Consider the following 11,272-nt stretch of genomic DNA (forward strand, 5'->3'; position numbering starts at 1 on the left):
TATTGTTTACGGTCTTTCGGACTTTCCGTCTAATAACTTTCCGACTCAAAATATAAAACTATGTCTCAAGGCTCAAATTTTGTTGATTACGTAAAGATATGCTGCCGTTCGGGACATGGTGGTCCGGGTTCATCGCACCTGCACCGTGATATTTTAACCTCAAAAGGCGGCCCCGACGGTGGTGATGGCGGCCGCGGAGGGCACGTTATTGTAAAAGGTAATGCCCAGTTATGGACATTGCTACACCTTAAATTTCGCAAGCACGTTATTGCCGGCGACGGTGATTCTGGTGGCAGCTCGTTACGTTCGGGCAAAACCGGCCGCGACGAGATACTGGAAGTACCACTGGGTACAATAGCCAAAAACGCCGAAACCGGCGAAATACTTTTCGAGATAAGCGCCGACGGCGAAACCAAAATATTATCAAAAGGTGGCAGGGGCGGCCAGGGTAACTGGCACTTTAAAACCGCTACCCAGCAAACCCCACGTTACTCGCAGCCCGGCGAAGACGGTGAAGAGGCCTGGAACATACTTGAGCTTAAATTACTGGCCGATGTAGGTTTGGTAGGTTTCCCTAACGCGGGTAAATCAACCTTGCTTTCTGTGGTATCTGCCGCTAAGCCGGAGATAGCCGATTATGCCTTTACAACGCTTGTGCCCAATTTGGGTATTGTGGCCTATCGTGACAACAAATCGTTTGTTATGGCCGATATTCCGGGTATTATAGAAGGTGCGTCGCAAGGTAAGGGATTAGGGATCCGTTTTCTGCGCCATATAGAGCGTAACTCAGTATTGTTATTCATGGTGCCTACTGATACCAATCGTACTATTAAAGAAGAATACAGTATCCTTTTAAAAGAACTGAACGAATATAATCCCGAACTGATGCATAAGCCGCGGGTATTGGCTATAACCAAATCGGATATGCTGGACGAGGAATTGCAGGAAGAGATGGAGAAGGAAGTACCGGCAGATATACCGTACGTGTTTATATCGTCAGTAGCTCAGAAAAATATTGTTGAGCTTAAAGACCTGCTCTGGAAAGAGATAAACAAATAATTAGCGGGCTTCTGTAGCAAAGTACAGCACATAACTATCGCTTAGCTCTTTAAGCGAAAACCCCTTATACCCCGGGAAAGATTTGAGAATAACATTTGCCCTTATACCTATGTAATAGCTTGGCATTAATATGTATAAGGTCCCTGCATGGCCTTTGTGCAGGTATTCGTCAACGTTTATGCTGATATCCTTATTCAGCTCGGGCAGGGTAATAACCCGGTTATGCTGTATCTCCAGCCCAAGATCAGGACTAAAGAAAACAAAGATCGCGTCCTTATGCTTATCATCAAGCAATTTAATATAATTAAGACTTTGCTGATCTATAAACTGCTGGCCAATGCCCGATGTGCCATAGGCGGTATAATTTCTTAAGCCGTTATATCCTTTTAGATAAAATTCTACTGTAAAAAACGCGATAAATAGAATAGCCAGTCCCAATGCCACCTGGTATATTACTTTGTAGCGACTAAACAAATATAATGTTCCCGGTATTATCAGTAAGCCAACTATCCTGAAGTGTCTGGCCTCGTAAGATATATCCAACCTGCGCATAAATGCCGAACCAAAAAATATAAGGGATACCCCATAAACTATTATCAGGATCGATCTGTAACTTTTGTTTGGTACGTAGACGCAGATCACGTAAACAAGTACAGCACTTAAAATGGCTAATAACGAAATAATTACCATGGCCCATGCGGGCGATAAAATAGGTGTATCGTTATGGAAAATGAAGCCGTTCACCAGGTCATCTATAGAAAAGCCCGAAAGTATTGGTGAAGCTATAGGGAATGCAAGGGTTTTTAAGCTAATGTCGATACCGTTTGAGCCGGAAGATGGGTTAACCCCTTTAGACAGGTATACTAAAATAATTACAGCCACGGATAAAACCGCAGGTACCCCCACCCAAAAACCTTTTAGTATCCAGCTTTTTATCCCCCTTAACCCTTTAGAGATTTGCAGCCACATAAATAAAAGGCCTGCAAAATAGATCCATATAAATGACGATTTGCAAATAAAGCCTATCCAACCAGAAAGTAATACAAACAAAACAAGCTTCCAATCAGGCTTATCTAACACAAAGCAGCCGTACAGGAACCAGCCTGCAAAAGCGAAAAGTAAAGTTTCGCCGCCTATATAGAAAATGTAAGGAGTGAAAAATGCCTGCTGGCAGATAATAACAAGCAAACTTAAAGCGCTGATAACGGGTGAAAAGCCAGCTTTTTTAAAGAACAGGTAAAAGCCTGTGAGACCCACCAACTGGCAAAGGGCAGTAGTAACAGCAGCAGCCTGCCCCGTATTTAACCCAAACAATATCTTGAAAAGATAAGGAACCAAATATTGGCCCGGCGACCACCACGATATAAACTCAGTGCTATTTAGCGCTATATTTTGCTGATCGGGTTTGGTGAGGATATTGAACCCGCCACCCATTTGCATTGACCGTAAAACATGGAAACCCCAGCTTGCATCTGGGAAGATAGCAGATGGCGTTATAATTACCAATAGGCCTAAAATAGCGACTATGGCAAACACAGCGAACAGGATAATTTTATGTACTAGCTTAGTGTTATTGGGCATAGTAGATATTGTTATTCAATGGTACGGGGCCTAACCCTAACCGCGGGGTTTCCCTGGTAAATGGAATAAGGTTCCATAGTTTTATTAGCTACCGAGCCACTGGTTAACAGCGCGTGTGAGCCCATAGTAATTCCCTGGTTAATGATAGCGCCACAGCCCATCCATACACCATCTTCCAACACAATGCTTCCTGTTATCAGATCAAACGATGTTTTTTTATAGTTATGGCTGCCGGTTTGTAATATAGCGCCCTGCGATATGCATACGTTGCTGCCTATAGTAACCAATAAAAGGTTATCTATCCAAACCCGTTCACCGATCCATGTATGGTTGCCAATTTTTAAGTGCCACGCGTATTTGATATTTACGCCCGGTTTTATAACCACGCCTTTACCAATTTGCGCCCCAAATAAACGCAATAAAAACACTTTGAACGCACTCACCGGTAATAGGCCCGATCTGAAAAATATAGTATTAACATAATACCACAATGCACGTTTTATAGCGCCGGCACCAGGGTAATAAGGATGATTGTTATATATAGAAAGATCAGTTTTTTGCATTTACGGAAATGGCTTTATCCTGGTAACGGGTGTAATAATATAAACTTATTGCAATGATCATATATACTATGATATTGAAAATAGTCTCCTTATCATATATGTATGGGTTTAGTAACCTTATTAAAATAATCAGTCCAAGGCCTGTAGCTAAACCAAACATCATTGCCGAGCGGCGAATGCCATGCTCATCTGGTGATATGGGAGAAAAGTTAGCCTGGGCTTTCTCGATAATTGTTGCACCAGGCAGTATGCCCGCACGGCTTATTTGGGCCGAGAGTTTTTTCTCAGATAAAAACGATAAAACTTTTTCATTTACCTCATAAGGGCGGTTTAGGGCGATAAGATCACGCTCGGCAACCGGGAAAATAGATATTTGTTTATTAACCACCGCTAGTTGCGATGTTAAATAATCAAGGTTTCGTTTTACGGTTGTGTAAGTAGTATTAATACTGTTTAAGGCATTGCCTTTTAACTGTAAGATAGACCGGTTAATATCTTGTATTGGTTGCGAATTGTAGTTATACGTTTTTAATAACTCATAGCGCTGGTTAAGTAAATTATCAAGCCTTTCTATTAGCGTAGTTAGTGCAGGGTCAATACCGCTACCGGCGTTAAAATTAAGATTTACGTTGTTTTTTTCTTTATCTATCTGATCCCTTAACTGCTCAATAGCTATTAGCTGTAGCTTTAATATAGCTTGCTGCGATTCTATATCCTTTGCCTTGGATAAAGCTGTTTCGGCAGAAGAGCTAACCTCCATTAATTTATTTTTCTGCTTGAACTCCAGAATAGATTTTTCTGAACCCTTTACCGCGCCCGACAGATACTTTAACTGATCATCAATAAAATTGATCATTTGCGTAGCCGATTGTGTTTTGCGGTTTCGGTCGTATATTAAATACTCCCTCATTATCGCGTTTAATACATCGGCAGCAAACTGTGGGTTTGCATCGGTTTGTTGCAATAAAAGTATATTGGAGTTTTTTACCATTTCACTGGTGCGTAAACCGCCTCTTACCCGGCCAATAAAATCTTCGGGAATATTAAATTTAAAAAGATACAAGGTACTGTTACCTATATAATCAGGAGGTTTTATGCTAAATGTAGTAGGCCCGATGGTAATTGGGGTATTGTACTTATGGGATTTGGAAACCTCTTTAGCGCCTACTTTATAGGAAAGGTTAAAGCTATTTTTATTAAGGGCTTTAAAAGTTATTATATCGCGGTAAAAATTTAAACTATCAAACTGTATGGTTTGTATATCAAGCGGCTTTAGGGGGTATATCTCACTTGTGCGTACACGGCCTTCTATATAATAGCTAATGTCGTAATCAATGTCTTTAATGGCACTTAAAATAACCGTGGGGCTTTGTATTACCGATGTTTCGCTTTGTATTTTTGAAGGCCCCCTGTCAGAAGTGCTCATTACATTTACCAGATCTGATATTTCTGACTTTTTTTCTTCCAGCTTCATCGTGCCGGATGTTGCAAATGTTTTAGGTGTGTACCACAAATAAACATATGACCAAAGCATGAATATAAAAAGCGAACCTGCTATCCAGTACCAACGGCTTATTAATATTTTACCTATTTTAAAATAGTCAATTTCCTGGTTTGGTAATTTCGTTACGATCTTTTCGTTTTCTTCCATTATTGCCTGCTAAGGGTAAAAATGATCAGCGCAGTGTTTAACAACAGCAGCGCAGGCTGCACCCAGGTGTTAAGGTTTTGTAAGTTATCGGTACGTATAGCACGTTTGTTTTGGGCAACATAAATTATATCGCCATTTTGCAATAAAGTTCTGGGGTCTGATAACGAGTTTAAATTACTCAAATCAATTTCTGTTACGTTTTGAGTTTTATTTTTGCCCCGTATAATTTTAATATTTTTCTCGTTTGCTGCCGGGGTTAGCCCGCCGGCTTGCCCAATAAGTTCTACCAAAGTTGTATTGTCTTTTAAAATAGGGAAATTACCAGGTGATTTTACTTCGCCCAATAAAGTTACCTTTAAGTTAATAACCTTTAACTCAATTATAGGATCTTTTAATAAGCTTTTACGGTAAAGGTCTTCAATTAGTTTGGTAGCCTGTGTACGGGTTAAACCGGAAACCTGTATGTGCCCTATAGCCGGTAGTGCAACAGTGCCGTCCTCTTCTACCTGGAAGGTTTGCCCCTGCGAGGCCGCAGAGTTGCCGCTACCACCCGATGAATTAAAGGTAGGCGCTTCATCAACAATATACTTCAGGTTTTGAAGATTCCGGATCTGCAAAATATCCTGTGGTTGTATATGATAGCTAATTGTAGCTGTAGTTTGTGATAGGGTATCGGCTATTGGCGCCTTTTTCTCGAAAAGTATTTGGTTTTGTTTATAGGAGCATGAACTGCCCAACATCATTATACCAACAAAACAAATAAAATATAAAGCACGCATATTAATAATTACCACTCAATGTTATTAATTAAATTAGGCAGACACTCCAAATTTACATAATTTGCACATAATAAATGTATTTTTCAAACGTGTCTAACCCTAAGATATCTGTAATAACTGTTTCTTACAATGCCGAAAGCACAATTGAGCGATGTATACAATCGGTTATAAGCCAAAATTATAACGATATCGGGTATATTATTATTGATGGGGGCTCAACAGATAATACTGTTTCAATAATTGAAAAATATAAAAAACACATTCAATTTCTTATTTCAGAACCCGATAAGGGGATATATGATGCCATGAATAAGGGTATCGCCTTAGCGCAGGGAGATGTTATTGGCATACTTAATGCCGATGATTTTTTTGCAGATGATCACATTCTTAGTGATATAGCCGCGGCTTTTACAAATCATAATACAGATATAGTTTACGGTGATCTGGATTATGTAAAGTTGGATGGTAGCGTTAGTCGTAAGTGGCGCACAGGGCAATACAAAAGAGGGATGTTTAAGCGTGGCTGGATGCCACCGCACCCGGCATTTTACTGTAAAAGAGAGTTATTTAATAAGTATGGTAATTACAGCCTTGAATTTGGCACCGCTGCAGATTACGAATTAATGTTAAGATTTATACACCTAAACCATTTATCAGTTTATTACGTACAAAGGGTATTGGTTAAAATGAGCATAGGAGGAGTTAGTAACAGCGGGGTTAGTAATCGTATTAAAGCCTTATTTTTTGATATGAAGGCAATGTACAATAATAAAATACCATTCCCGCTTATAACTCTGATATTCAAGCCTTTAAGAAAGCTTAAGCAGTTTTTTTAATTTTGGATAAATTGATACATTTGCGCCATATAGCTGACCCTGACAATTATATTTAATTTTGATGCTTGAAGATATAAGTACGTACTATTTTTTATATTATTTGTTAGTGGTAACGTTATCAACTCTGATAACACTGCTATCTATCCCTTCAATATTACACGTTGCCCGCACAAGGCATTTATATGATGACGTTGGCCATTTTCGCAAACAGCATGATCACGGTATACCACGTTTAGGCGGGGTAGCAATATTTGTAAGTTTTACCATCACCCTTTTACTATTCAGCGTTATTGATAAAACCATACCGGTTAGCTACCTGCTTACCGCCAGCATAGTTTTGTTTATAATGGGTTTAAAGGATGACCTTTCGGGAGTAAACTCCAGTACCAAATTCTTAATACAATTTATAGTAGCAACTATACTTGTTATTTTAGGCGATATCCGTTTTACCAGTATGTATGGCATATTTGGCGTTTATGATATTTCATATATTACCAGCGCTATACTTTCTATCCTGTTTATCATTCTTATTATTAACGCCTTCAATTTAATTGATGGCATAGATGGGCTGGCAGGTACTACCTGTATTATTGTGAATGGTACATTCTCTGCACTGTTCATTTACATGAAACATTATGAATTGGCTGTAGTATCATTAACTATAGTGGGGGCTGTATTTGGTTTTTTACGCTATAACCTAACCCCGGCAAAAATATTTATGGGCGATGCGGGTTCATTACTTATAGGGCTTATATCGGCAATAATGGCCGTAAGGTTTATTGAATTAAATAAGTTTACCACCGCAAGCACGGCCGAAATTATTTCGGCGCCGGCATTAACGTTTGCCATATTAATGGGGCCGATATTTGATACGCTAAGGGTATTTATCCTGCGTGTACTGAATGGCAAATCACCCTTTATGGCCGACCGTAACCATATACATCACCGTGTGTTAAGGCTTGGCTATACACACCTTCAAACTACTTTTATTTTAGGCGGTATCAATATTCTTTTAATTGGTATGGTACTAATGTTTGCTGGTTTGGGTAACTTCAACTTAATTGTGCTGATATTTTCAATATCACTACTGTTTAACTGGGCTATAACATTTTTTCTCCGCTCAAAAGAAAGAGAAAGCCTATCATTACGTAACCTGTTTATATAAGCTACAGCACCTGTTTAATTTTGCTAATTTTGCATCCTTAATTTAAATGTAATGAGGATTGCTATAAACGGCTTTGGCCGTATAGGCCGTATATTTCTAAGAACCATTCTTGCAAAACCAGGTATAGACGTTATTGCTATAAATGATCAGGCTGATACTGCTACATTGGCTCATCTTTTTAAATATGATTCTGTACACCGCGGCTTTAAAGGCACGGTAACTCATGATGAGGGTAATATTTACGTTAACGGCAATAAAATAAAGGTGCTGCAACAAGCCAACCCGGCATTATTACCGTGGGAGGATTTGAATATTGACCTTGTAATTGAATCAACCGGCAAATTCATAACCACCGATGGTGCAGCAAAACATCTTACAGCCGGGGCTAAACAGGTAATTATATCTGCCCCTGCGGGCGATAAAAGCATACCCACTGTTGTACTGGCCGTGAATGACGGAGAGGTAGACCTGCGTTCGCCAATATTATCCAATGCATCGTGCACCACCAATAATGTGGCCACTATGGTGAAAATACTTGACGAAAACTGGGGCATAAAGGATGGTTATATTACCACAGTACACTCTATGACCGGCGACCAAAACTTGCACGATGCACCACATAAAGACCTGCGCAGGGCAAGGGCGGCTTCGGCATCTATCATCCCAACAACAACAGGTGCGGCTAAGGCTATCACCAATATATTCCCGCATCTGGAAGGTAGGCTGGGTGGGGCAGGCATACGTGTGCCGGTGCTAAACGGCTCATTAACAGATTTTACCTGCAGTTTGGATATAATGCCAACAGTAGCCGAAATAAACACGGCTTTCAAAACCGCCGCCGATGGCCCCATGAAGAATGTGCTGGAATATACCGAAGACCCAATTGTATCAACAGATATATTAGACAACACGCATAGCTGCATATTTGATGCACAGCTTACCTCAATAGTAGGCGGACTGGTAAAAGTTGTGGGTTGGTACGATAATGAGATGGGTTACTCCAGCCGTTTGGCAGATCTGGTTGAAAAAATAAGCCTGCTTAAATAATGATAAAATTTATAACAGCTGATGATGTGCTACCCATCCGTAATGAGGTACTACGCGAAGGTAAACTGACCTTAGATGAATGTCGTTTTCTAAATGATGACCAGGAAGGTGCTTTCCATTTAGGTTTTTATATGGATGATGAACTGGCCTGCATTGCATCTTTCCACCCGCAAACGTATGGCGAGTTTAAGGGTAAGGCATACCAACTGCGTGGCATGGCCACTACAGAAAAATATAGGGGCAAAGGCTTAGGCAACCGCCTGGTAAATTTTGCTATTACCTATCTGCGTGGGCAAAAGGTAAATTACATTTGGTGCAATGCCCGTAAAAAGGCGCTTCAATTTTATTTAGGTGTGGGTTTCGAGGTGGTATCCCCTGAGTTTGAGGTGCCTGGTATAGGCCCGCACTATGTAATGTATGTTAAGATACAATGAAGTTTTAAGTAAAAACCAACACCTTTTTAATTTTTACGTTGGCTTTTAGGATAAATTTTGACAACTTGCCGCCGTTCGTAAATTACATACATCAATATGAAGACAATAGATCAGATCAGTTTTAACGGTAAAAGAGCGCTTATCCGTGTAGATTTTAATGTGCCTTTGGATAAGGACTACAATATTACCGATGATAACCGTATGACCGCGGCCTTGCCTACCATTAGAAAGATTTTAAAAGATGGCGGTGCCGTTATATTAATGTCGCATTTAGGTCGCCCTAAAAATGGCCCTACCGAAGAATTTAGTTTAAAACACATAGTACCGCACCTGGCCAACCTATTGGGCCAGCATGTAGACTTTGCTGATGATTGCATTGGCGAAGATGCTATCCAGAAATCAAAAGAGCTTGAAAAAGGCGAAGTGTTGTTGTTAGAAAACCTTCGTTTTTATAAAGAAGAAGAAAAAGGTGATAAGGCGTTTGCCGAAAAACTATCAAAATTAGGCGATGTATACGTGAATGATGCTTTTGGTACCGCTCACCGTGCACATGCTTCAACAGCAATCATAGCGCAGTTTTTCCCCGATGCAAAGGTATTTGGTTACCTGATGGCCGCCGAATTAGCTAATGCCGAAAAAATATTGAACGATGCTGCAAAACCATTCACCGCTATTATGGGTGGGTCTAAAGTATCTGACAAAATAGAATTGATAGAAAAATTGCTGGATAAGGTAGATAACCTGATCATCGGCGGTGGTATGGCTTATACATTTGCTAAAGCAGATGGTGGCAACATAGGTACATCATTAGTAGAGGCTGATAAATTAGACCTGGCTTTGAGCCTGGTAAAAAAAGCAAAAGAAAAAGGTGTTAACCTGTTATTACCGGTTGATAATGTTATTGCGGATGCTTTTTCTAACGATGCCAGTACAAATATTGCCAAAACCGGCGAGATCCCTGATAATTGGATGGGTTTAGATATTGGTCCGGAAACCGTTGCGTTGTTCAGCAAAGTGGTTGAAGAGTCAAAAACCATACTTTGGAACGGCCCGATGGGTGTTTTTGAGATGGAGAAATTCCTGGTGGGTACCAAAGCTATAGCCGAAGCGGTTGCTAAAGCAACTGACAATGGCGCTTTCTCACTAATTGGTGGTGGTGATTCGGCCGCTGCAGTAGCCAAGTTTGATATGACAGCTGATGTTAGCTATGTATCAACAGGTGGTGGTGCTTTGCTTGAATATATGGAGGGTAAAGAGTTACCGGGTGTTAAAGCTATTAACGAAGATTAATTAGAGATAAACTAAACGGAGGCAATCATGCAAATGGTTGCCTTTTTTATTTAAACAGGTTATAAAATCTATCTGCCATGATGAAAAATTGTTTAAAGCTATCGGCCATATTACTTGTGCTATTTAGCGCCTGCCAAAATGCAAAAAAGGATAATGCAAAAAAGGATAAATCAGAAAAGGATAAAGTAGAAGGTGTTGCTGTTGTTAATTTGAAAAAAGGGGATACCCGGGTTCTTGCTTTAAAAGATACCGCGCAGGCCAAGCTGCATATCTTTTTGGATAGCCTGAAACCGCACGCATTAGATAGCAATTACCGGTTTTTGGTTAAGTCGGATTTTGCGGAAGGCAAAAACCACGAACATATGTGGAGTGTGGTATATAAATATGCGAATGGGAAATTCACAGGTATCTTCGCAGACTCGGCCATCTACCTAAAAAATATAAAAATGGGCGACCCGGTATTGATAAAAGCAAAGGATGTAGAAGATTGGGCGATGTATGATTATCTGCGCAATACAGATATGGGTAACTTCTCGGATAAATACCTGCGCAGCAAACAGGGTAAATAACCTTAGTAACTATTTTGTTGAAGGCACTGATAAATCAGTGCCTTTTTTGTTTAATTCATTACTTTTAAAGCATCAACCCAAATACAATGAAAAGAACTTTCCTTTTTACTTTAACCTTTATTCTTTTTGCTATCAGCTCTTTTGCCCAGGGCGATGCTGCATACATTAAAGAGAACTATACCAAGTTTGAATACCAGATCCCCATGCGCGATGGCAAAAAGCTGTTCACATCGGTTTACGTACCTAAAGATCAAGCCAAAAAATACCCCATCATGATGGACCGTACCTGCTATAGTGT

The 11,272-nt window shown here is 40.0% G+C and carries 11 protein-coding genes and 1 pseudogene; 8 read left to right on the top strand and 4 right to left on the bottom strand.

Features of this window, described 5'->3' with window-relative positions; translation table 11 throughout:
* Nucleotides 1-60 precede the first annotated feature (60 nt).
* Nucleotides 61-1,059, top strand: a complete 999-nt coding sequence (obgE, locus tag JWQ85_RS14675; RefSeq protein WP_299469240.1) for a GTPase ObgE — start codon at nucleotides 61-63, stop codon at nucleotides 1,057-1,059.
* Here obgE and JWQ85_RS14680 read toward each other — a convergent pair whose 3' ends face one another.
* The 4 genes from JWQ85_RS14680 to JWQ85_RS14695 are packed head-to-tail and all read right to left on the bottom strand — an operon-like array spanning nucleotide 1,060 to nucleotide 5,633.
* Nucleotides 1,060-2,640, bottom strand: coding sequence for a hypothetical protein (locus JWQ85_RS14680; protein WP_299469242.1), 1,581 nt, complete (start codon nucleotides 2,638-2,640; stop codon nucleotides 1,060-1,062).
* 11 nt (nucleotides 2,641-2,651) lie between these two features.
* Nucleotides 2,652-3,203, bottom strand: a complete 552-nt coding sequence (locus JWQ85_RS14685; RefSeq protein WP_299469244.1) for a WcaF family extracellular polysaccharide biosynthesis acetyltransferase — start codon at nucleotides 3,201-3,203, stop codon at nucleotides 2,652-2,654.
* Nucleotides 3,190-4,854 (bottom strand): Wzz/FepE/Etk N-terminal domain-containing protein, encoded by a 1,665-nt coding sequence (locus JWQ85_RS14690; RefSeq protein WP_299469246.1) that lies wholly within the window; start codon nucleotides 4,852-4,854, stop codon nucleotides 3,190-3,192. Before JWQ85_RS14690 ends, JWQ85_RS14685 begins: the two co-directional genes overlap by 14 nt.
* On the bottom strand, nucleotides 4,854-5,633 hold the full coding sequence (locus JWQ85_RS14695; RefSeq protein ID WP_299469248.1) for a polysaccharide biosynthesis/export family protein: 780 nt from the start codon (nucleotides 5,631-5,633) through the stop codon (nucleotides 4,854-4,856). The genes JWQ85_RS14690 and JWQ85_RS14695 overlap by 1 nt, the downstream gene beginning before the upstream one ends.
* Nucleotides 5,634-5,707: 74 nt before the next feature.
* Between JWQ85_RS14695 and JWQ85_RS14700 the strand changes: the two genes are divergently transcribed.
* From JWQ85_RS14700 to JWQ85_RS14730, 7 genes and pseudogenes are all read left to right on the top strand, one after another.
* A complete protein-coding gene (locus tag JWQ85_RS14700; RefSeq protein WP_299469250.1) occupies nucleotides 5,708-6,469 on the top strand; it encodes a glycosyltransferase family 2 protein in 762 nt (253 codons plus the stop codon).
* Between the two features lie 61 nt (nucleotides 6,470-6,530).
* Nucleotides 6,531-7,634, top strand: coding sequence for an MraY family glycosyltransferase (locus JWQ85_RS14705; protein ID WP_299469252.1), 1,104 nt, complete (start codon nucleotides 6,531-6,533; stop codon nucleotides 7,632-7,634).
* A gap of 51 nt (nucleotides 7,635-7,685) precedes the next feature.
* Nucleotides 7,686-8,681: a type I glyceraldehyde-3-phosphate dehydrogenase gene (gap, locus tag JWQ85_RS14710; RefSeq protein WP_299469254.1), complete on the top strand. Its 996-nt coding sequence runs from the start codon at nucleotides 7,686-7,688 to the stop codon at nucleotides 8,679-8,681.
* Nucleotides 8,681-9,115 carry a GNAT family N-acetyltransferase gene (locus JWQ85_RS14715; RefSeq protein WP_299469256.1) on the top strand — a complete coding sequence of 145 codons (435 nt, stop codon included), beginning with the start codon at nucleotides 8,681-8,683 and terminating at the stop codon, nucleotides 9,113-9,115. The genes gap and JWQ85_RS14715 overlap by 1 nt, the downstream gene beginning before the upstream one ends.
* Before the next feature lie 96 nt (nucleotides 9,116-9,211).
* Complete coding sequence (pgk, locus tag JWQ85_RS14720; RefSeq protein ID WP_299469258.1) at nucleotides 9,212-10,405, top strand: phosphoglycerate kinase; 1,194 nt, start codon at nucleotides 9,212-9,214, stop codon at nucleotides 10,403-10,405.
* A 77-nt stretch (nucleotides 10,406-10,482) separates the two neighbouring features.
* Complete coding sequence (locus tag JWQ85_RS14725) at nucleotides 10,483-10,974, top strand: DUF2314 domain-containing protein (protein ID WP_299469260.1); 492 nt, start codon at nucleotides 10,483-10,485, stop codon at nucleotides 10,972-10,974.
* A gap of 86 nt (nucleotides 10,975-11,060) precedes the next feature.
* A pseudogene (locus JWQ85_RS14730) lies at nucleotides 11,061-11,272 on the top strand (X-Pro dipeptidyl-peptidase); the annotation flags it as partial.

Origin of the sequence: Mucilaginibacter sp. (assembly GCF_028288105.1) — a bacterium.
Taxonomy (GTDB): domain Bacteria; phylum Bacteroidota; class Bacteroidia; order Sphingobacteriales; family Sphingobacteriaceae; genus Mucilaginibacter.